General features: G+C 45.3%; 20 protein-coding genes. 13 read left to right on the top strand and 7 right to left on the bottom strand.

Annotated elements, in window-relative coordinates; all coding sequences use genetic code 11:
- Positions 1–49: 49 nt before the first annotated feature.
- Positions 50–1336, bottom strand: coding sequence for a purine/pyrimidine permease (locus tag VP98_RS13480; protein ID WP_046175908.1), 1287 nt, complete (start codon positions 1334–1336; stop codon positions 50–52).
- Between the two features lie 110 nt (positions 1337–1446).
- Here VP98_RS13480 and VP98_RS13475 point away from each other — a divergent pair, with 110 nt between their 5' ends.
- From VP98_RS13475 to VP98_RS13465, 3 genes are all read left to right on the top strand, one after another.
- On the top strand, positions 1447–2643 hold the full coding sequence (locus VP98_RS13475) for a class I SAM-dependent rRNA methyltransferase (protein ID WP_046175907.1): 1197 nt from the start codon (positions 1447–1449) through the stop codon (positions 2641–2643).
- 187 nt (positions 2644–2830) lie between these two features.
- Entirely contained in the window at positions 2831–3550 is a 720-nt protein-coding gene (locus tag VP98_RS13470; RefSeq protein ID WP_046175906.1) for a glycerophosphodiester phosphodiesterase, read from the top strand.
- Between the two features lie 81 nt (positions 3551–3631).
- Complete coding sequence (locus VP98_RS13465; protein ID WP_046175905.1) at positions 3632–4000, top strand: hypothetical protein; 369 nt, start codon at positions 3632–3634, stop codon at positions 3998–4000.
- Positions 4001–4178: 178 nt separating this feature from the next.
- Here the strand turns inward: VP98_RS13465 and katA are convergent, their stop codons facing one another.
- Both katA and VP98_RS13455 read right to left on the bottom strand, forming a co-directional pair.
- Positions 4179–5639: a catalase KatA gene (gene katA / locus VP98_RS13460; RefSeq protein ID WP_156151395.1), complete on the bottom strand. Its 1461-nt coding sequence runs from the start codon at positions 5637–5639 to the stop codon at positions 4179–4181.
- A gap of 461 nt (positions 5640–6100) precedes the next feature.
- Positions 6101–6889: an SDR family oxidoreductase gene (locus VP98_RS13455; RefSeq protein ID WP_231584179.1), complete on the bottom strand. Its 789-nt coding sequence runs from the start codon at positions 6887–6889 to the stop codon at positions 6101–6103.
- Between the two features lie 336 nt (positions 6890–7225).
- Here VP98_RS13455 and VP98_RS19120 point away from each other — a divergent pair, with 336 nt between their 5' ends.
- Positions 7226–7399 (top strand): hypothetical protein, encoded by a 174-nt coding sequence (locus VP98_RS19120; protein ID WP_197076597.1) that lies wholly within the window; start codon positions 7226–7228, stop codon positions 7397–7399.
- A gap of 89 nt (positions 7400–7488) precedes the next feature.
- A complete protein-coding gene (locus VP98_RS13450) occupies positions 7489–8352 on the top strand; it encodes an MBL fold metallo-hydrolase (protein WP_046175902.1) in 864 nt (287 codons plus the stop codon).
- Between the two features lie 55 nt (positions 8353–8407).
- On the opposite strand, the gene chrA is transcribed toward VP98_RS13450, so the two are convergent.
- The 3 genes from chrA to rocF form a co-directional block, all read right to left on the bottom strand.
- Entirely contained in the window at positions 8408–9592 is a 1185-nt protein-coding gene (gene chrA / locus VP98_RS13445; RefSeq protein WP_082087932.1) for a chromate efflux transporter, read from the bottom strand.
- A gap of 11 nt (positions 9593–9603) precedes the next feature.
- Positions 9604–9912 carry a PadR family transcriptional regulator gene (locus VP98_RS13440; protein WP_046175900.1) on the bottom strand — a complete coding sequence of 103 codons (309 nt, stop codon included), beginning with the start codon at positions 9910–9912 and terminating at the stop codon, positions 9604–9606.
- 198 nt (positions 9913–10110) lie between these two features.
- Positions 10111–11016 carry an arginase gene (gene rocF, locus VP98_RS13435; protein WP_046175899.1) on the bottom strand — a complete coding sequence of 302 codons (906 nt, stop codon included), beginning with the start codon at positions 11014–11016 and terminating at the stop codon, positions 10111–10113.
- Positions 11017–11436: 420 nt separating this feature from the next.
- Between rocF and VP98_RS13430 the strand changes: the two genes are divergently transcribed.
- The 5 genes from VP98_RS13430 (at position 11437) to VP98_RS13410 (ending at position 17456) form a co-directional block, all read left to right on the top strand.
- A complete protein-coding gene (locus VP98_RS13430; RefSeq protein WP_046175898.1) occupies positions 11437–12636 on the top strand; it encodes an ornithine--oxo-acid transaminase in 1200 nt (399 codons plus the stop codon).
- Positions 12637–12777: 141 nt separating this feature from the next.
- A complete protein-coding gene (locus tag VP98_RS13425) occupies positions 12778–14382 on the top strand; it encodes a M20/M25/M40 family metallo-hydrolase (RefSeq protein WP_046175897.1) in 1605 nt (534 codons plus the stop codon).
- A 416-nt stretch (positions 14383–14798) separates the two neighbouring features.
- Positions 14799–16517: an ABC transporter ATP-binding protein gene (locus tag VP98_RS13420; RefSeq protein WP_046175896.1), complete on the top strand. Its 1719-nt coding sequence runs from the start codon at positions 14799–14801 to the stop codon at positions 16515–16517.
- Positions 16518–16793: 276 nt separating this feature from the next.
- Positions 16794–17084 carry a DUF3219 family protein gene (locus VP98_RS13415; RefSeq protein WP_046175895.1) on the top strand — a complete coding sequence of 97 codons (291 nt, stop codon included), beginning with the start codon at positions 16794–16796 and terminating at the stop codon, positions 17082–17084.
- 15 nt (positions 17085–17099) lie between these two features.
- Positions 17100–17456 (top strand): hypothetical protein, encoded by a 357-nt coding sequence (locus VP98_RS13410; RefSeq protein WP_046175894.1) that lies wholly within the window; start codon positions 17100–17102, stop codon positions 17454–17456.
- 15 nt (positions 17457–17471) lie between these two features.
- Here the strand turns inward: VP98_RS13410 and VP98_RS13405 are convergent, their stop codons facing one another.
- Positions 17472–18359, bottom strand: coding sequence for a LysR family transcriptional regulator (locus tag VP98_RS13405; RefSeq protein ID WP_046175893.1), 888 nt, complete (start codon positions 18357–18359; stop codon positions 17472–17474).
- A gap of 156 nt (positions 18360–18515) precedes the next feature.
- Here VP98_RS13405 and VP98_RS13400 point away from each other — a divergent pair, with 156 nt between their 5' ends.
- Genes VP98_RS13400 through VP98_RS13390 form a run of 3 tightly spaced genes read left to right on the top strand, consistent with a single transcriptional unit; the run spans position 18516 to position 21067 of the window.
- Positions 18516–19214, top strand: coding sequence for a CoA transferase subunit A (locus VP98_RS13400; RefSeq protein WP_046175892.1), 699 nt, complete (start codon positions 18516–18518; stop codon positions 19212–19214).
- 17 nt (positions 19215–19231) lie between these two features.
- Positions 19232–19885, top strand: coding sequence for a 3-oxoacid CoA-transferase subunit B (locus tag VP98_RS13395; RefSeq protein ID WP_046175891.1), 654 nt, complete (start codon positions 19232–19234; stop codon positions 19883–19885).
- Positions 19886–21067: an acetyl-CoA C-acetyltransferase gene (locus VP98_RS13390; protein WP_046175890.1), complete on the top strand. Its 1182-nt coding sequence runs from the start codon at positions 19886–19888 to the stop codon at positions 21065–21067. It begins immediately after the preceding gene.
- Positions 21068–21292 lie beyond the last annotated feature (225 nt).

Genomic DNA, 21292 nt, shown 5'->3' with positions numbered 1-21292 from the left:
TAAAAAAAGCGGTCCTGCTTGTAAAGCAATGACCGCTTTTTGAGCATCCTCAATTTTCACGGCGCCGGAGCAGCCATTGTTCATATAAAAGGGCGAGAACCGTGCCGGTAACGAGGCCGTTTGACAATGTTGCTGCAACCGCTGCCGGAAGCTCCGATACACTTTCAGGCGGGAGAAACATAAAGCCAACACCGCTCATCAGCCCGATTGCCGCTACTTTTAGTGAACGCTCCAAATCACTTGTGCTGCTCAGCTCATGAAAAGCCATCCGCACCATTCCGGTAAAAATGGCAAATGTCACGGCATAAGCAACCGGAGCGGGCAGTGATGAAAGAAAAAGCATAGCGGCGGGAAAAAAGGTGACAATAACAATTAGCAGGCAGCCGGCAGCAAAAGGCCAGATCGAACGCATCCTGGTGGCGGAAACAAACCCGGCTGCACCGGAAATCGGCACAGGACCAACTGCGGAAAACGCTCCCGCGATAAAATGGTTAATCCCGGCGAAAAAGCCGGCCTGCCGGATGCGGTTTGGCGCTTCTTCTTCAAATTCCCGGCGCAGTGTTCCTTCCATTACACGGATGGACGCCATCATGTTTGCAATAAGCAGCAGTGTAATAAAAAACGACGTGATCAGCATACCGCCATCAAAAACCGGCGGGCCAAATACGAGTAAATCCGGCAGTGAAAAAGCTGGAGTGTTATCCATAGCAGGCAGTCCGCCTTTTCCTAGCAGAATAAAAACAAGCCAGCCGGCTCCGATTGAAATTAACACTGAATAGCGCCGTAAAAGAGGACTCGGGTGTCCGCTGATCCAGAAAGTAAAGCCAAGGGTGAGCAGGCTTCCGAAAATAACGATAACATCTACATGGCCGTCTTCATTCGGGAGCCCCATCATGCCTTTCACAAACGTGCCGCTTAACTGCAGGACAAGCAGCAGCAAATACACAAATGTAATCGTTGGTGTGAACAGGCCTTTCATCTTATTCATCAGACCGGAGGCCGCAAACAAGAAAAACAGCACACCTGCATAAAGGGTGCCGCTTTGAAGCACCTGTAAGGTGGAAGAGGCATCGGCATATAAAACACCGGCAAATCCGGCGTAAATAGTGAAAACACCCCACCATAATCCGGCGGGACCTTCATTAATCGGCAGTTTATGACCGAATAAACTTTGCAGGATGCCGGCGGCGCCCAGAACAAGCATCGTACGTTGAATAAAATCCGCTGTGCCGTCCGCATTCAAATGAAAAAGAGCCGCGATTGCTACGGGAGCGGCGATAGAAGAGGCAATTAAAAAAACTGCCCATTGCAATGAACCCGCTAACATTTTAAACATTGTATAAAAATCCCTTCAAGTCCTTTTTTTAAATTGTACCATACACCTAAAATATACCGATTGCTGATTCTTTTTGGTAAGATAAAGGAAAAAAGCTTCAGGAGGAAAGAATGAAAACACTACTTGATATAAAAGTAAATAAGAAAGCAGCGGCAAAGCTTCGCAGCGGCTATCCGCTTCTTGAAAAAGAAGCCGTACAAAATTTGAAGGCGTTAAAAGAAGAAGGTACTATTCTTCGGATTTTAGACGATAAAAAGAATTACATTGGGACAGGATATTACGGTTTACAGAATAAAGGAGTTGGCTGGGTCATTTCCCGGGAGCCCGAGGAATCTATTGATGATGCTTTTTTTGCGAGAAAAATTGAAGCGGCTGTACAAAGGCGTAAAAAATTAATGGAGGATCCGGATACAACGGCGTTCCGCATATTGAATGGTGAAGGAGACGGGCTTGGAGGCCTGACTATCGATTACTATGACGGCTTTTATTTAATCCAATGGTACAGCGAGGGCATATATTTATTTAGAGAAGATATTTTAAAGGCAATGCGTAAAAAACTTGTTTATAAGGGCATCTATGAGAAAAAGCGGTTTGACAAAAAGGGCCAGTATATTGAAGACGATGATTTTGTGGAAGGAGAGCGGGGCAGCTTTCCGCTGATCATAAAAGAAAACGGAGTAAATTTTGCAGTTGATTTAAACGATGGAGCCATGACAGGGGTTTTTCTTGACCAGCGTGAAGTGCGAAAAGCGATTCGCGAGCGGTATTCAAATGGCGCGAAAATGTTGAATATGTTTTCGTATACAGGTGCTTTTTCTGTTTGCTCAGCCCTGGGCGGTGCTGCAAAAACAACAAGCGTGGATGTGGCCAACCGGAGCAAGCCAAAAACCATCCAGCAGTTTGAAGCCAATCAGCTTGATCCCTCTCTTCATGAAATTGTTGTAGAGGATGTATTTCAATATTTTAAATATGCGGCTCGTAAAGAGCGGACCTTTGATCTTGTTGTTGTCGACCCGCCAAGCTTTGCTAAAACAAAAAAACGGACATTCAGCGTGGCAAAGGACTACACAAAATTGTTAAAAGAAACGATTGATTTAACAAAAAACGGCGGTGTGATTGTCGCTTCCACAAACAGCAGTGCTGTAAGCGTAAAGACCTTTAAGCAATTTATTAAGGCGGCCTGCAAGGAAAAAGGAGCAGGATACGATATTTTGGAGCATTATTCACTCCCGGATGATTTCCGTACGATTTCCGCTTTTCCAGAAGGCAGCTACTTAAAAGTGTTTTTCGTTAAAATCACAAAATAGTAAAAGCCGGCTCCTGCATTGGAGCCGGTTTTTTTGAGTTATTAATAAGAAAATAGCAGAGAAGAAGGATAGCAGGCAAGAAGCACAGAAAGGTAATAGCGCTTTAACTGCCTTTACGTAAGAGTAGCGCGTTTATTCCTTTCTGGCATAAGATAGTAAGGATGATGTGAGAAAAGGAGAGATTCATATGGAAATGCAGCCGGTCATTTTCGCCCATCGCGGCGCAAGCGGTACGCATCCGGAAAATACAATGGCTGCTTTTTACGCAGCGGTGGAAAAAGGGGCAGATGGCATCGAGCTGGATGTACAAATGACCCGTGATGGGGAAATTGTAATTATCCATGATGAGCTGGTAAACCGGACAACAGACGGAGCGGGAGCGATTGAGCGAATGACCGTTGAAGAAGTGAAAGAGCTGGATGCAGGCAGCTGGTTCAGCTCTTCGTTTAAAGGTGAAAAAATACCGACGCTTGACGAATTTTTCACCTGGGCCTCGGGAAACAGTCTGCAAATTAATATAGAATTAAAAACAAATAAAGTACCGTACCATGGTATTGAAAAAAAGGTGCTGGATTTAATTGAGCACTTTGATATGCGGGGGAGAGTCGTGATCTCTTCCTTTAACTTTGACAGTATCAAACGAGTCATTGAACTGGATCCGTATATTGCTGTGGCCGGGCTGGTCTGGAAAATAAAGCGCGACGCACTAGCCAGGGCAAAGGATCTTGGGCTGACCGCTCTTCATACGCAGGCTTCTTTTGCACTCAGCAGGTATGGGAAAGAGGCGGTAGAAAATGGAATGCTTCTTCGTTTATATACGATCAATGAAATAAAGGAATGGGAGCGGATTAAAGCAAGCGGTATACCTGTCGAAGCAATTATTACAGATTACCCGGAAGTATTTTAAAATCTCTTTTTTATTTGTTTGTTTTTCTCTATAATTAAAAAAGTAATAGGACTTTTTGATTATATGTAAAAAGGAGAAAAAATGGAATTATTTGAATTAGCCACTGTTATTAATAAACATGTAGATGAATTGGATTATTTTTCCGCAAGAAAGTATATTGAAGCTAACCTGGATCAGCTCGAAAAAAACAGGCGGGTATTAAACAGCAATGCTAAAGAGATTATGAACTTTTTGATTGATCAGCAAAAAGCGGGGCACAAAGCATTGACCAGAAAGGAAACACTTATTATTAATGCTATTAACGATTATTCGCGCCAGTTTGATTTGCGGGGAATCAAAATGCTGTTAAAAAACAACACCGCTTTGTTTGTACGCGAAGATATTGAAGTATATCTGAATAAGGATGCAAAAGAAATTTTAACGGGAATGGGTGCCATTAAACAGGCTTAATTTATTTTTGCCGGGAAATAGTGATGAATTTTATTCCGCAGCCGCACAGTGTGCTATGTTTTAATTTTTTAACGGCAGTCTGGCAGTTCGGACAGATTTGAGCTGTTTTCACTCGTTTCACTCCTTGGTTTAAAGATGAAAGAGGTATACGCCCTGGGGGCGGTATACCTCTTTTTTATTATTCGGCTGGCACCGGAATAGCCAGGCCAAGGCCTTCTGCAATGCGTGTTCCGTATTCCGGATCTGCTTTATAGAAATGGCCGATCTGGCGAAGTTTGATATCTTCACGTTCAACCGGCTTCATTGCACCAACAATATTGTTAACAAGACGAGTACGCTCATCCTCAGAAAGCAAGCGGTACAAGTCGCCGGCTTGTGTATAGTGGTCATCATGGCTATAGTTGTGCTGGCCGGCCTGTCCTTCTACTTCAAATGGCGTCAGCTTCGCTTCCGGAGATTCTTTAGGACCGTCGAAGCTGTTTGGCTCGTAATAAACTGCACTGCCGCCGTTGCCGTCAAAGCGCATTTGGCCATCACGCTGATAGTTGTGATAAGGGCACTTTGGTGCGTTGATTGGCAGTGTATTATGGTTAGCGCCGACACGGTAGCGATGTGCATCTGCATAAGCAAACAAGCGGCCTTGCAGCATCTTATCCGGTGACGGTTCAATACCAGGAACCAGGGTGCCTGGTGAGAACGTTGCCTGTTCCACTTCCGCGAAATAGTTTTCAGGATTGCGGTTAAGAGTCATTTTGCCTACTTCAATTAATGGATAATCCTTTTGTGACCATACTTTTGTCACATCAAACGGATCCCATTTATACGTATTGGCATCTTCAACTGGCATAATTTGAACAGAAAGCGTCCAGGAAGGGAAGTCGCCATTCTCAATTGCATTAAACAAATCTTCTGTATGATAATCCGGATTCTCACCTGCCAGTTTAGCAGCCAGGTCAACATCAAGGTTTTTTACACCCTGATCTGTTTTAAAGTGGTATTTCACCCATACAGCTTGTCCTTCTGCGTTTACCCATTTAAATGTATGGCTGCCAAATCCGTGCATATGGCGAAGTGTTGCCGGAATACCACGGTCAGACATTAAAATCGTTACCTGATGAAGTGATTCAGGTGAAAGAGACCAGAAATCCCAAACCGCGTTCGGGTTTTTTAAGTGTGTTTGCGGATGGCGTTTTTGTGTATGAATAAAGTCAGGAAATTTGATCGCATCGCGAATAAAGAACACAGGTGTGTTGTTTCCGACGATGTCATAGTTGCCTTCCTCTGTATAAAATTTCACTGCGAAGCCGCGCGGGTCACGAACCGTATCAGCTGAGCCAAGCTCACCGGCAACCGTTGAAAAACGGATGAACATCGGTGTGCGTTTGCCTGCTTCAGATAAAAAGCCGGCTTTTGTGTATTTGGAGATATCATTGTTTGTTACTTCAAAATAACCATGGGCACCGGCACCTTTTGCATGAACTACACGCTCAGGGACACGTTCCCGGTTAAAATGCGCCAATTTTTCAAGTAAGTGAACATCCTGAATTAAAGTAGGGCCGCGCCGGCCAGCCGTTTGTGAATTTTGATTATCGCCAACAGGAGCACCCCAGCTGGTCGTTAAACGATTGCTTTTTTCGATCAAATGAATCACCTCATCAGATATTTGTTTAGCTTATATTGCAATGATAACACTTCTCAAACAAAAGTCAATATTTATTTATAATAATTATTAATAAAAATCTTTTCTTAAATGATATTTCTGAAAAAACCTTCTGATAGGACTATAGTAATGGTTTTGTGTTGTAAAGAACGGTTAATTGAGTAAGGTGAGAACGAGCTGGCATCACTCAGCAGTAAGCGGGTGTTTGAAAATGCCCAAGAATGTAAAAATTCCGCCGGGTTCGCTGTGCTGGGCCGGTATAAAGGAATTTAGGGCGGTTTTCCGAGTGCCAGGGGCGGAAAAATAGTTTACCGGCCGTCACATAGGAAATACCGCCCCAAAATAGTAGATACCGTCCATAAGCAGTGATTAATAAATTGAACAAATGATTTTCCGTACAGTAAACAGCCCGTGTAAAAAGCTTTATTCAATTTATACAGTTAAGAAGAAGTCCATTCTCCTCCATTTACGTGGAGTGTCTGCCCGGTAACAAAGCGTGAATCGTCCGAAGCAAGGTAAACATAAGTGGGTGCCAGTTCAAACGGCTGGCCCTGGCGGTTCATTGGATTGTTCACAAGCGGAACTTGATCTGCTGAAAAACTGGCCGGAATTAATGGTGTCCATACCCGCCCGGGTGCCACTGCATTCACGCGGATGCCCTTGCTGATAAGATTATTGGCCAATGCTCGCGTAAACCCGACATTCGCTGCTTTTGTAGCTGTATAATCAATTAATTCCTTATAGCCATCGTAAGCGACGACAGAAGCAGTATTAATAATCGAGCTTCCCGCTTTTAAATAAGGGAGCGCGGCCCGGGTAGTATAGAAATGAGAATAAATATTTACTTTAAACGTATTATCAAATTGTTCATCAGTAATATCCAGTAAGCTTAATTGCTGGAATTGAATGCCGACATGGTTGCAGAGAGTATCCAGTTTGCCGAAGGTTTCTACTGTTTTTTCAACTATATTTACACACTGCTGCTTTTCTCTTACATCACCGGGCAGCAGCAAACAGCGCTGTCCAAGCGACTCAATCCTTTTTTGGGTCCGTTCGGCGTCCTCATGCTCATCCAAATAAGAAATGGCTGTATCAGCACCTTCTTTAGCAAATGCAATAGCCACTGCCGCGCCAATTCCGCTGTCTCCGCCTGTAATAAGCGCAGTTTTCCCCTTTAATTTTCCGCTTCCTTTGTAATTTGGATTCTCAATAATAGGCTGAGGAACCATCCACTTCTCTAACCCTGGCTGGCGAAGCTGGCGCTGTTCGGGAACAGTTAATGGAACGTCCTGGTACTGGGTTATTTTTCCGTAGTTCGGGTAAAGAGGATATGTCTGACTGGCTTGCTTCGCAGCGGCTTTTTTTTCATTGGCCGAAATGGGAATCCCCTCCTTCTTGGTAAATAATAGCTAACATCACTTTATGTAAGGTGGGCTTCTGCTGTGCATATCCAACTGCCTTCATCTGTAAAATAAAAATTGCCTTTTAAATCCCTGCAGGCGGGAGGCAAGATAAAGAGTGCTTGAATAAAGTATGAAGGAACAAAATAGGAGGGAGACGGAGAGATGAATCCCGTTATTATTCATTACGAAGTGAAGTTACTGCTGATAAACCAGTCACATGAAAAAGAAGAGGTTATCTATACGGCAGACTCTTCACGCTATCAGCTGCCTAAAATAGGCTCCAGGCCGCCTTACTACTGCAATCCAAGATATGAACGGACCCGCCCGGTTATTTAAGCAATCTTTGCAAAGCCGCTGCAAATAGTTTATTTCAAACAATGGAATAATACGTCTTGATTACTCACTAATACAAGGGAGGACAAAAAATGGATCAGAATATGAAATACGGCAGCGATTATAAACGTATTCCTGCCACATCCGTCAACAGCGGCCAATCAATTAAAATGCAGCCTGATTTGCTTTGCCATACGATTCAAATTGTTAATATTTGCTTCGCTGGAAATCCGGAAACGAACGAATTTGTCCTAATTGACGCGGGAATGCCGGGATCTGCGGATGAGATCATTTCAGTTTCTGAAAAACATTTTGGACCAGACAGCCGTCCCAGAGCTATCATATTAACGCATGGCCATTTCGACCATGTTGGCGCTGTTATCGAGTTAATCCAGCATTGGGATGTGCCTGTTTATGCCCATGAGCTCGAGCTTCCTTTTTTAACAGGGCAAACAAGTTACCCCGAGCCGGACCCAACGGTCGAGGGAGGCGCCGTGGCCAAAATGTCTCCCATGTTCCCGAACGAACCGATTGATTTAGGCGGCAATATACGAAAACTTCCTGACGATCAAACGGTGCCGCATCTGCCTGATTTTCGCTGGATTCATACTCCAGGGCATTCACCCGGCCATGTTTCTTTATTTAAAGAAAAAGACAGGACCTTACTGGCAGGCGATGCCTTTGTCACAGTAAAACAAGACGCGCTTTACAAAGTGTTGACACAAAAGCAGGAATTGAATGGACCGCCCCGGTATTTGACTACAGACTGGGATGCGGCAAAAGCATCGGTGCAAAAATTGGCAAATCTTAATCCAGCCCTGGCTGTAACAGGACATGGACCGCCAGTGGAAGGGGAAGAGCTGTCGGGCGGACTGAAAAGATTAGTTCAGGAGTTTGACAGCGTAGCCGTTCCGGATTATGGAAAGTATGTAGGCAATGATTCAAAAAATGAATAAGAACTGGAATGTAAAGCATCAAAAGAAGCTGTTCCGTTTATACGGAACAGCTTTTTCAGCTGAACGAGCTGAGAAGAATGCCGCCCAGTGCACCAGTAACAACAACGACCCACGGGGGAACCTTCCAGTATACAAGCATGCTGAACAAAATCGCTGCAAAAACAAAATCAACAGCTGCGGTAACGGTGCTCGTCCAGATAGGAGTATAAAAAGCGGCGATCAGGATGCCGACAACGGCTGCATTAACCCCCATAAGCGCGCCTTGAATGTTTGGATTGCGGCGCAGCGCATCCCAAAAAGGAAGTGCGCCGAGAATAAGGAGAAATGCAGGGAGGAAAATCGCAAATGCTGCCAATAATCCACCCGCCCAGCCGTCGATGACAGCACCGATATAAGCAGCGAATGTAAAAAGCGGTCCGGGCACTGCCTGAGCGGCTCCGTAGCCGGCTAAAAACTGTTCTGCCGTCAGCCAGCCGGCCGGAACAAATTCACGCTCTAAAAGCGGAAGCACAACATGGCCGCCGCCAAAAACAAGCGCGCCGCTTCGATAAAAGCTGTCAAACAGAGCTATCCAGCTTAATGAGACGGTATCCCGCAAAATCGGCAGCAGAACGAGCAGGATAAAAAAGAGAAAGAGGCAAGCTGCGCCAAACGTCCGGGAAACAGGAAAAGAAAATGATGGTGCTGAATCTGTCTTATGCTCTTTATAGAGAAGAAAGCCTGCTATTGCAGCGATTAAAATAACGCTAACCTGCGTAAAAGCAGTCTGCCACAAAAGAACAATGGCCAGGGCAGCAAGAACAATTGCTTTTCGCTTTAAGTCCGGTGCTAGTTTTCCGGCCATGCCAAGAATAGCATGAGCCACAACTGCCACCGCCACAATTTTCAATCCGTGAATCCATCCGGCATCGGCCGCATTGAATTCTTGAAGCAAGAGCGCAAAAATAATTAAAGCAATAACAGATGGCAGGGTGAAACCGAGAAAGGCAATAATCCCCCCGAGAATGCCGCCGCGTATAACTCCGATTCCAATTCCGACCTGGCTGCTCGCCGGCCCGGGAAGGAACTGGCACAGAGCCACTAAATCAGCATAGCTTTTTTCGTCCATCCATTTGCGCCGGCGCACGTATTCTTCATGAAAATAACCTAAATGGGCAACCGGGCCTCCAAAAGAGGTAAATCCAAGCCGGGTTGAAACAAGCAGAATCTCCATTAGTGTACCAAAATTAATTTTTTTCATCGTCATCTCCTTTAGTCTTTAATTTCTTTAAACAGCTCACATGCTTTTTTGCGTGCTTCATTTAAGATATCCGTTCCCTTGTCCGTTATCGTATAGTATTTTCTTATTTTCCCTTCAATATTTCGGTCTTCACGGGTCAGAAGGCCGTCTTCTTCCATCGTGTGCAGGATAGGGTACAGTGTGCCGGGACTAATTGTATATCCATGCTCACGCAGCTCTTCCAGCATCCAGGCGCCAAAGATAGGGTGCTCTTTTGCGTGGTGAAGAATGTGAATATGGATAAAGCCGAGAAATAACTTGCGCAGTACTTTGTCTTCCAATAAGCTGTCTCCTCCCCATAACGAAAGTCAATATCGGTTTTCGTAATCAATGATAGCACATTATTTTGGATACGTTAATAAAAAGGCTAACCTTTACAAAATCTTAATATTTTAGGGGACAGCTGAGTAAAAAGCGGAGGGCTGCATAAAAGGCCAGAAAAAATACCGCTCTAAGGCGGCAGTGATTGAAAAGCATCGTTAAAGCAGTTTTTCACCAAGCAGGGAAGCGATCAGAGCAACTGCTGCATCACCTGTTTTGTTTTTTTCATCTAGGATTGGATTTACTTCTACAAACTCTGCTGATGTAACAATAGTTGATTCTTCCAGCATTTCCATGGCCAGATGGCTTTCCCGGTAGCTGAGGCCGCCCGCGACCGGTGTGCCAACGCCGGGGGCTTCAGTCGGATCGAGTCCATCAAGATCCAGAGAAAGGTGAACATAATCAGTCCGCTCGCGCAGGTAATCAATCGTTTCTTTCATAACGGTTGTCATGCCCAGACGGTCAATTTCATGCATTGTATATACTTTAATGCCCAGTTCTTTAATAAGCTTTCGTTCTCCCTCATCCAGGTCACGGGCACCTATAATGACCACATGCTCAGGCTTTATTTTCGGAGCAAAGCCGCCTATGCTGGTTAAAGACGGCTGCCCGATACCAAGACTGGCGGCAAGCGGCATACCGTGAATATTCCCGGACGGAGACGTATCAGCAGTGTTTAAATCTCCATGCGCGTCATACCAGATAACGCCCAATTTTTTGTGTTTCCTCGCGATTCCGGCAAGCGTTCCAAGAGCAATGCTGTGATCGCCGCCCAGCACAAGCGGAAAGCGGCCTTCCATAACGGTTTCTTCTACTTTTTCTGCCAGCAGTTCACTTGCTTTCACAACGGCATCTAAATTTTTTAAATTGGTATTATCAGGCTGGGCCGCATTTTCAGGAATCTCAACGGCAATATCTCCCTTGTCATGCACAATATAGCCAAGGCTTTCGAGGCGTTCATGCAGCCCGCCGTAGCGGATGGCACTCGGTCCCATGTCAACTCCACGGCGGGTCTGCCCCAAATCCATCGGCACACCGATGATAGATACATGTCTCTTACTCATAGAAAAACCTCCTTCTCTCCTAAATGTCCTGTCTATTCATTAAAAACGTAAAAAAGAAATGGTTCAAGCGTGCATAAATTCGAATATTCATACAATTTACGGAAACCTGCTGTTGGTATTTAGAAAAGAAGCGGCAAGCTGTACCAGTTACAATAAACGGGAAAATTTATTGTTCATCTTTTAAAAGTATTCATGTAGCTTCGATTTCGCATATCTTTTTATTATGGGTAATGTTTTCTTTTTCATAATTGAATGCATTCGCATTCTGCCGTCTCATTATGAAGAAGTATAAATGAAGTTCCTGAAAAATCATATATTTTAACGAAACCGCTGAAATTGGGCAGTTGGGAATTATTAAATCCACCATATGCAGGGAAAAGTCATTTTGGAAATGTTTTGATGTGGAAAGGGGAAAAAAGAATGGAATCAGCCGATAAATCAACACAATTAATGAAGCAGGCAGAGCGGTTCGGGGCGCATAACTACCAGCCGCTGCCTGTCGTTATAGCGGAAGCAGAGGGTGTTTGGGTAAAAGATCCGGAAGGAAACCGGTATATGGATATGCTCAGTGCCTACTCCGCTGTTAATCAGGGGCACCGCCATCCAAAAATTATTCAGGCGCTGAAAGATCAGGCAGACCGGGTAACATTAACATCCAGAGCATTTTATAACGATCAGCTAGGTCCATGGTGTGAAAAAATTTGCAGGCTGACAAACAAAGACATGGCGCTGCCAATGAATACGGGAGCCGAAGCAGTTGAAACAGCAGTAAAAGCAGCCCGCCGCTGGGCGTACGATGAAAAGGGAGCAGCGGAAAATCAGGCAGAAATCATCGTCTGCACCGGCAATTTTCACGGACGGACGATGACAGCCGTATCCCTTTCATCTGAAGCGCAGTACAAGCGCGGCTTCGGGCCAATGCTGCCAGGCATCAAGCTGATTCCTTATGGCGATATTGACGCGCTTAAGGCGGCAATCACCCCGAATACAGCTGCCTTCTTAGTTGAGCCAATTCAGGGAGAAGCGGGAATTATTATTCCGCCGCCGGGCTTTCTAAAAGCCGCATCGGTGCTTTGCCGGAAGCATAATGTTTTGTTTATTGCCGATGAAGTTCAAACAGGGCTCGCCCGTACCGGCAGGCTGTTTGCCTGTGACTGGGAAGGTGTAAAACCGGATATGTTTATTCTTGGAAAAGCGCTTGGAGGGGGGGTATTTCCCATTTCCTGCGTTGTGGCGGATAAAAATATACTAAAAATATTTAATCCGGGATCACATGGATCAACGTTCGGCGGAAATCCGCTGGCCTGTGCTGTGTCCATTGCCTCGCTCGAGGTAATAGAAGAAGAAAACCTTGTTACCCGGTCGCTTGAACTGGGCACGTATTTTCAAAAAAAGCTTGCTGAGCTTACGCACCCGGCAATCAAAGAAGTACGAGGGAGGGGCTTATTAATCGGTGTTGAATTAAAAGAAGCAGCCCGTCCCTATTGTGAAAAGCTGAAGCAGAAGGGTCTTCTGTGCAAGGAAACACATGATACAGTTATCCGCTTTGCACCGCCTTTAACTATTTCAATAGAAGAATTGTGCTGGGCGATTGAAAGAATCAAAAGGATTTTCACGTAAAACCTGCCAGCTTTCCCTGTTATGCCAAGAAAAAACACTTGAAAAAATAGTTATGCGAAAATATAGATTGAATTTTCAGAAAGTATATTTCAAAATGAAGAAATAATCTTTTTTATTTTAGTTAGAAAGGAAGTGGCCGCTATGGCAGCATTATTATGGGATTCACCGGAAAAGCTTCGTGGATTGCTCGCTGAGCTTGTCAGCTGGAAAAGCATTACACTGACCGAGGATGAGCGGCAGTTTCCGATGAAGCTTCAATCAAAGCTTTTACAGCTGGACTATTTCCAAAGAAAACCAGACCATTTGGCTCTGCATACAGCTGATTCCCGCAGAAAATTCATTACAGCACTCTACAAGCATCCGGAAGCAGTAAAAACAATTTGCTTTATCAGCCATTTTGATACGGTCAGCACCGAAGAATACGGGGAGCTGGAGCCGCTGGCGACACAGCCCGAGGAACTAACCGCCTATTGGATGGAGCGGCCAAATGATTTGCCTGATGATGCACTTGAAGATTTGCAGTCAGGCCATTACTTATTTGGGCGCGGGACAATGGATATGAAAATGGGGCTGGCGCTTCATCTTCAGCTGCTTGAAAAAGCAAGCGTGGAAAACTGGCCGGTTAATCTTCTCCTTCTTTCCGTTCCGGATGAAGAAGTCAATTCAGCCGGGATGCGTGCCGCTGTACCGAAGCTGCTGGAGCTTCAAGAAGAATTCGGTCTTACATACAGCCTTTTCGTAAACAGTGAGCCGGTATTTACGCAAAAACCCGGCGATACAGCACGCAAGGTTTACACAGGCACGATTGGCAAGATGATGCCCGGAGCGCTTTTTTATGGAAGGGAAACACATGCAGGCGAACCATTTAACGGGCTGACCTCCACTTATATTGCTTCTTTTCTAACAAGAAAAATGGAATGGAACCCGCTGTTTCAGGAAACGGTGTTTGGCGAATCGACGCCGCTGCCGGTGACGTTGCAGCAAAAAGACCTTCGGCTGGAATATTCAACCCAGACACCCTGCCGGTCCTCTGCGCTCTATAATGTGTTTACACTGAAACAAACACCCCGGGAAATTATGAATATATTTGAACAAACGGCTCAAATAGCGGCAGAAGAGTGCAGCAAAGCATATCAGGCTATTTGCCGGGCGAACCGGATTCAGGCGATTGGAAAAGTGCGTGTTCTCCGCTATGAAGAGCTGCTCTCGCATTCTGCCGGGAAATTCGGAAACGAGTTTGTGGAAGAAGTAAAAGCGGATGTCTATGCAAATGAGGAATGGGATGACCGTGAAAAGTCGATTCGAATAGCCGACAGATTAATTATCCAGTCGCAGGAACTGGCGCCGGCAGTCATCTTATTATTTGCTCCTCCTTTTTATCCAGCAGTAAATTCTTCAGGTGACGAGCTGGTAGAGAAAACAGTGGACTTTCTGAAGAATCTTGCAGAAAAGAAGTTTGGAATGCCGATTGAGCGTGTCCATTACTTTAATGGGATTTGTGATTTAAGCTACGTGAACGGAAGCGGTGAAGGAGAAGGCTGGCAGGCGTTTGAACGAAATACTCCGGTCTGGAAGGAAGTTTATTCTATTCCGTTTTCCGAAATGGCCAGGCTTCAGGCTCCTGTTTTAAATATCGGTCCGTTTGGAAAAGACGCTCATAAACGAACGGAACGGCTGCATATCCAGCACGCTTTTGAGCAGCTGCCCTTTTTGCTGGAGAAGTGGATAAAGGAAGTAATGCTTTGACCCAGGTCAAGGCTTTTTTTTTTTTGGGGCAGCGTGCTTTAGCATCCGGCAGTTCTCCGTGCTTTTCTTATGAATGTATGGACAAAAGTATCAGATGTATGGTACCTTTTAACTGATACTGATTATCAATTGCATTCTTTGCAGATAAAGGAAATATAAATGAGGTAAAACAATGGGCACGCTGCGCGCTTTGCTGACTATATTGCTGTGATGAGCAAAGGTGCTATTGTTTGCGGAGGAACACCCGAAACAGTTATGACAAAAGAAAATCTATATAACGTTTTTCAAACTGAAACGGAAATTGTCCGTGATCCGCGGTCGAAAAACCAGTTTGTTTAACATATGACCTGGTAGAGGTGCCGGAGGTTTCACTGGCAGGGAGCCGTTAAATGTAAATAAATAAAGCAGGTGACTGTGTGATTAAGCAATTTTTTTCTTATTATCGTCCATATAAGAAGCTTTTCTTTCTGGACTTTTTTTGTGCGGTGCTGGCCGGGCTGTTGGAGCTCGCTTTCCCGCTTGTCGTTAACTATTTTATCGACACTCTTTTGCCCGGAGAAAACTGGAATTTAATTTTAGCCGCCAGCCTCGGCCTGCTGTTTATCTATGTTGTGAATGCGGGCTTACAGTATGTTGTTACGTACTGGGGGCATATGCTCGGCATTAACATTGAAACCGATATGCGCAGCAGGCTGTTTGCGCATGTGCAAAAGCTGTCATTTCGTTTTTTTGATAATACGAAAACCGGGCACCTTATCTCCCGGATGACCAGTGATTTGATGGAAATTGGAGAGATGGCGCATCATGGACCAGAAGACCTGTTCATTGCTTTTATGACATTAACCGGAGCGTTTGGCATTATGCTTACAATTAACTGGAAGCTTGCGGTCCTGACCTTTATTATTGTCCCGGCGGTTTTATGGCTGGCCGTATTCTTTAATAAAAAAATGACGGGAGCATTTCACCGGTTATTCGGCGACATTGCTGATTTCAATGCCCGTATTGAAGACAGTATGGGCGGCATCCGGGTCGTGCAGGCGTTTGCCAATGAGCCGCATGAAAGAGAGCAGTTTGAAGAAAACAACCGCCGCTTCCGCTTCACGAAGCTTCTCTCTTATAAGATTATGGCGCAAAATATGTCAATCAGTTATATGCTTATGCGGATTGTAACTCTTTTTGTGCTGATTTGCGGAACGTATTTCGTTATGCAGAATGAGCTGACATATGGCGAGTTTGTCGGATTTATTTTGCTTTCGAATATTTTCTTCCGGCCGATCGAAAAAATAAATGCTATTATTGAAAGCTATCCAAAAGGCATTGCCGGCTTTAAACGGTATGTAGAGCTTCTCAATACGGAACCGGATGTAGCTGATTCGCCAGATGCCATCCAAGTGGAGACAGTAAAAGGCAATATTCAATATCATAACGTTACGTTCGGCTATGAAGGAAAAAAACCGGTACTGAATCATATCAGCCTTTCTATTCAAGCAGGAGAAACCGTGGCATTTGTCGGGCCGTCCGGTGCAGGGAAAACGACGATGTGCAGCTTGCTGCCGCGTTTTTATGACGCAGAGGAAGGCTTTATTTCGATTGATGGAATTGATATTAAAAATATGTCGCTTGCCTCACTCAGACGCCAAATTGGAATTGTCCAGCAGGATGTATTTTTATTCTCGGGAACGATTCGTGAAAATATTTTATATGGTGACCTTGGTGCCTCGGATGAAGCTGTTATGGATGCAATCAAGCGCGCACGACTTGAGGAATTTGTAGCCTCTCTTCCGGAGGGGCTGGAAACAATTATTGGCGAGCGCGGTGTAAAGCTGTCGGGCGGACAAAAGCAGCGTCTCGCCATTGCAAGGATATTCTTGAAAAATCCGCCAATTTTAATTTTAGATGAAGCCACGTCCGCGCTTGATACAGAAACAGAGCTTGCGATCCAGCAGGCACTGGCAGAGCTTGCCGTTGGGCGGACTACTCTCGTTATTGCCCACAGGCTGGCGACGATTAAACATGCGGACCGGATTATCGTTGTTACACCGGACGGGATTAACGAGCAGGGGAGCCACCATGAGCTGCTGGAACAAAATGGCCATTACCGGCGCCTGCATGAAGCTCAGTTCGGCAGCTTCTGATGTTTAAAAAAGCCTTTCCTGCCACATGGGGAAAGGTTTTTTTATGAGGATTCAAGCAGCAGCAATCGGGCCGGGGCATTTGTGTGAATGGCGGCGGGTACAATAGTAATAATGAGAAATGAAGAGAAAATGTACGGGGAAGCTGCCAGGCGATATACATAGCAGCTTTTAGCCGGAGGTGTATGGCGGATTGCATCCGCCGGGCAAGCAGGCAAACAAGCTGACGAAAGGGATTTGCTTCCTTATACTGAATGGGAAGAACGAAGGAGGGACATGATGAGCGAGACGGTTTATTTAAACGAACGGCTTTTTCAAGCTCTGGATTTTCAAGAGGAAGCTGTTCAAAAAGGTGAAAAGCAGGTGCCAAAAATTGCGTTCCATTTTAATGTAACGCATGAGGAATACCATGATGTGACAACGCTGCTTTATCAAAATGATTTCCATGTCAGCGTGCCGGCCCGGAATATAGAGTTTAAGGGAACGATTCACAAGTATTCCACATCAACGGTTAATTTATATGAAAAAGGCGCAGCAGGTGACTTTTATTTAGAGATTGTCGGCTATTAAAAGGAGGAAAAAGCAATGCTTTCAGTGAGCGGAATCAAGCCGGTTGTTGACACAGAAGCAATTGAAACAGCAATCGAACAAGGGAAACACAACAGTACACACCGGATTACCATCAGCTTTAAAGACCGGGAGCAGCAGCACGTGGGCGATCTGGATGTTTACTTTATTGTGAAAAGCCCTGAAGACGAAAACGAAACAGAAGAAATTGATGTGTATTTTAACGTCCCGTTTTTTAGTGTTTACGAAACGGAGGGCGAACGTTTTATGGAAGAAGCCGAAGCAATGCAGTTCATTTTTATTAATTTCGCAAGTGAGGTTCAAAATGTGGTGGACGAAGTGCTTAACACGCTTTATGAAAGCTTCGAAAAATAAAAAAGAGGCCGCTTTTCATGAAGGAAAAGCGGTCTTTTCATTGATCATTTTTAAAAGCTTCTTTAGTGCGAATGACTGGTATGCACCTTTTTTTGTAATAATCCCCAGATTCCAGGGGAGCAGCTGATGGAGAGGAATCATGATAATGGATGGGTTTGATTGCTTTTGAAATACAGATTTCGGAAGTATGGTCACGCCAAGGCGTGAAGCAACCAGTTCAAAGATAAGATCCCATTGCGAGCTTTCGTATGAAACAGCTGGATTAAACCCTGTCTTTTTACAGGCGTTCAATACATAATCATGCAGGGTGAAATTTTTTGAAAAAACGATGAATTTTTCATCCTGAAGCTCGGAAAGGGCAACTGCCTGGCGTTCAGCCAGCGGGTGATCGCTATGCGTATAAAGAGCAAACTCATCTGTGATAAATGAATAAATATCGAATATACCTTCATCGACCGGCAGCACAACAATCCCAACATCCACACTTCCGTCAGCGGTAAGCTGTTCAATAACCTTCGCCCCGTCCTCTACAAGTTCCAGGACAACGTTCGGATACCGCTCATGGAATCTTCTCGCTATTTGCGGGAAAAAGAGTGTACCGATCAGAGGAGGTACGCCAATTCGGATCGTTCCAGCTGCTACAGCCATCAGCTCATCCAGCAGCACGGGAAGCTCACGAAGCGGCGCCATTGCTTTGGATGCCTGAGCATAAACAACTTTGCCGGCATCGGTTAAATAAAGGTGGCGGGTAGAACGGTCAAACAGCTCAACATGCAGTTCTTCTTCTAATTTTTTGACCGCCTTGCTTAAGGAAGGCTGAGAGCTATAAGAATGCTCTGCCGCTTTTGTAAAGCTTTTATAGTCTGCTACATATAAAAAAGACTGCAGGTCGCGAAGTTCCAATACAATCACTCCTTATCCCCTTAAAAAGCGAAAGACTTTGTGGGTATGTTAATTTATTCTTTAACAGAATAAAGTTTATTCTATTTATGTATTTTACTTATATATTCTCTGGATGTAAACTCTTACATAAGAAAATAACTGAAAGGGGAACAGGGCATGAGCAAAGTGATGTCATCATTTCCGAAAGCGGTTTCAGACATTAGGGATGGAGCTTCTATTGCTGTCGGGGGGTTCGGTTTGTGCGGTATTCCGGAAAAAGCGATTCAAGCGCTCTGTGAGCAAGGAACAAAGGATTTAACAATTTACAGCAATAATTGCGGAGTGGATAACTGGGGGCTCGGGCTGCTTCTAGCCAATAAACAAATCAAAAAAATGGTGTCCTCCTATGTGGGAGAAAACAAAATTTTTGAACAGCAGTTTTTAAACGGTGAGCTGGAAGTGGAATTAACACCGCAGGGAACGCTGGCTGAGCGGATGCGTGCAGGAGGGGCGGGAATCCCGGGGTTTTATACGGCGACGGGGGTTGGCACACCGATTGCGGAAGGAAAAGAAACGAAGAAATTTGATGGGAAAACATATTTGCTTGAAAAAGGAATTACGGCGGATTTTGCTTTTGTAAAGGCATGGAAGGCGGATACACTTGGAAATCTTGTTTTCCGGAAGACGTCCCGCAATTTCAATCCTCTTGCAGCAATGGCAGGCAAAATTACGATTGCGGAAGCAGAGGAAATTGTCGAGCCGGGCGAACTGGACCCGGATGAAATTCATACACCAGGCATTTATGTTCAAAGGCTGCTTTTAGGGACTGATTATCAAAAACGAATCGAACGCCGGACGGTTGTCACGGCTCGCTAAAAAGGAGCGGATTATTAATGAAGGATAAGCGGATAGCAATTGTGAAGCGGGCGGTAAAAGAAATTCAGGACGGCATGAATGTCAACCTTGGTATTGGGATGCCGACCCTGGTTGCAAATGAAATTCCAGCTGACTTTAATGTGCTGCTTCAATCGGAAAATGGGCTGCTCGGCATTGGTCCGTATCCAGTTGAAGGCAAAGAGGACCCAGACTTGATTAACGCTGGCAAAGAAACGATTACTACGATGCCGGGTTCTTCGTTTTTTGACAGTGCAGAATCATTTGCAATGATCCGGGGAGGGCATATTGACCTCGCTATTTTGGGGGGCATGGAAGTGTCCGAAACAGCGGATCTTGCCAACTGGATGATACCGGGGAAAATGGTGAAAGGCATGGGCGGCGCAATGGATTTAGTAAATGGCGCCAAACGGGTCGTCGTTATTATGGAGCATGTAAACAAACACGGCGAATCGAAAATAAAAAAAGAATGCTCGCTGCCGTTAACGGGGCAGGGAGTTGTGCACCGCCTGATTACCGACCTTGCTGTTTTTGATTTCACCGATAAAGGCATGATGCTTATTGAAACGATGGAAGGAATTACGATTGAAGAAGTAAAAGAGAAAACAGCGGCTTCCTTTACAGTGGCACCAGAATTCGCGGAGGTGAAATAAGTGGCAAAAACAGTCATTCTTGAAGGAGCACGCACACCGGTGGGCAAGTTCGGAGGAGCACTTGCCCCATTAACAGCCGCACAGCTGGGCGGCATTGCCATGAAAGAAGCAATGAAGCGGGCGGGCGTAAAGCCGGAACAGCTGGGTGAAATCATTTTTGGCAATGTTCTTCAGGCTGGCCAGGGACAGATTCCTTCACGGCAAGCAGCCCGTGAAGCGGGTATTTCCTGGGGAATTAAAACGGAAACAATCAATAAAGTGTGTGCATCAGGCCTTCGAAGTGTAACGATAGCTGACCAGATTATCCGGAGCGGCGATGAAGAAGTTATTCTGGCCGGCGGCATGGAATCAATGTCCAATGTACCGTACGGAACAGCTAAAGCAAGATGGGGTGCCCGTATGGGGGATGTGCCAATGATAGATTTAATGATACATGATGGGCTGTCATGCAGCTTTACAGGTGTGCATATGGGCACGTACGGAAATGCGACGGCGGAAGAACTGGAACTGACACGTGAAGACCAGGACAATTGGGCGGCCAGGAGCCATCAGCGTGCCATCATGGCTATTGAAAACGGAACGATGGCAGAAGAGATTGTGCCGGTTCAGGTGCCGCAGCGCAAAGGAGATCCGATTATCGTTGATCAAGATGAAGCGCCGCGGAGAGATACTACACAGGAAGCTCTCGCAAAGCTGCGCCCTGCCTTTGGCAAAGACGGGACGATCACTGCAGGAAATGCGCCCGGTGTGAATGACGGGGCAGCTGCTCTCGTCTTAATGAGTGATGAACGGGCCCAAAAGGAAGGAAAACCGTTTTTAGCAACAATACTTGCCCATGCTGAAGTAGCCGTTGAAGCGGAAAGATTTCCGCAGACTCCCGGACTTGTCATTAATGAAATTTTAAAGAAAACAGGAAAAACTGCAGAGGAAATTGAGTTGTTTGAAATAAATGAGGCTTTTGCGGCAGTAGCTCTCGCCAGCAGCAAAATTGCCGGTCTTGACCCTGAAAAAGTAAACGTTAACGGCGGCGCGGTCGCGTTTGGGCACCCGATTGGTGCAAGCGGCGCACGCATCATTCTGACACTCGCCTATGAACTTCGGCGCCGTGGTGGAGGGATTGGTATCGCGGCAATCTGTTCCGGAAGCGGCCAGGGAGATGCAATTATGATTGAAGTAAAATAATTAAAGCGGGCTGTCTCAATGGCTGAGACAGCTTTTCTATTCAAAGCATTTCAATTTGATTTAAATTAAAGCCCTGACGCCGATGAAGAATCTTATCATATTTAACTCGAATTTGAATAACTAACAAAAAGGAAGGGGTGTGCTGGATGCACAGCCAGGCTGAAAAGATAAGTGGGAGATGAAGTGTTTGGGCCGGTTTCTTCTCTGGCCGGGGCGGAAAAAATA

The organism is Domibacillus indicus, from assembly GCF_000970685.1.
In the GTDB taxonomy this organism is placed as follows: domain Bacteria; phylum Bacillota; class Bacilli; order Bacillales; family Domibacillaceae; genus Domibacillus; species Domibacillus indicus.
Note: the sequence above shows the minus strand (reverse complement) of the source record. Positions and strands in the feature narration are given on the sequence as shown.

Coding starts and splice junctions, on each gene's coding strand:
- VP98_RS13480 (WP_046175908.1), bottom strand. CDS start 1,336: ATGTTTAAAATGTTAGCGGGTTCATTGCAATGGGCAGTTTTTTTAATT.
- VP98_RS13475 (WP_046175907.1), top strand. CDS start 1,447: ATGAAAACACTACTTGATATAAAAGTAAATAAGAAAGCAGCGGCAAAG.
- VP98_RS13470 (WP_046175906.1), top strand. CDS start 2,831: ATGGAAATGCAGCCGGTCATTTTCGCCCATCGCGGCGCAAGCGGTACG.
- VP98_RS13465 (WP_046175905.1), top strand. CDS start 3,632: ATGGAATTATTTGAATTAGCCACTGTTATTAATAAACATGTAGATGAA.
- VP98_RS13455 (WP_231584179.1), bottom strand. CDS start 6,889: ATGGTTCCTCAGCCTATTATTGAGAATCCAAATTACAAAGGAAGCGGA.
- VP98_RS19120 (WP_197076597.1), top strand. CDS start 7,226: ATGAATCCCGTTATTATTCATTACGAAGTGAAGTTACTGCTGATAAAC.
- VP98_RS13450 (WP_046175902.1), top strand. CDS start 7,489: ATGGATCAGAATATGAAATACGGCAGCGATTATAAACGTATTCCTGCC.
- chrA (WP_082087932.1), bottom strand. CDS start 9,592: ATGAAAAAAATTAATTTTGGTACACTAATGGAGATTCTGCTTGTTTCA.
- rocF (WP_046175899.1), bottom strand. CDS start 11,016: ATGAGTAAGAGACATGTATCTATCATCGGTGTGCCGATGGATTTGGGG.
- VP98_RS13430 (WP_046175898.1), top strand. CDS start 11,437: ATGGAATCAGCCGATAAATCAACACAATTAATGAAGCAGGCAGAGCGG.
- VP98_RS13425 (WP_046175897.1), top strand. CDS start 12,778: ATGGCAGCATTATTATGGGATTCACCGGAAAAGCTTCGTGGATTGCTC.
- VP98_RS13415 (WP_046175895.1), top strand. CDS start 16,794: ATGAGCGAGACGGTTTATTTAAACGAACGGCTTTTTCAAGCTCTGGAT.
- VP98_RS13410 (WP_046175894.1), top strand. CDS start 17,100: ATGCTTTCAGTGAGCGGAATCAAGCCGGTTGTTGACACAGAAGCAATT.
- VP98_RS13400 (WP_046175892.1), top strand. CDS start 18,516: ATGAGCAAAGTGATGTCATCATTTCCGAAAGCGGTTTCAGACATTAGG.
- VP98_RS13395 (WP_046175891.1), top strand. CDS start 19,232: ATGAAGGATAAGCGGATAGCAATTGTGAAGCGGGCGGTAAAAGAAATT.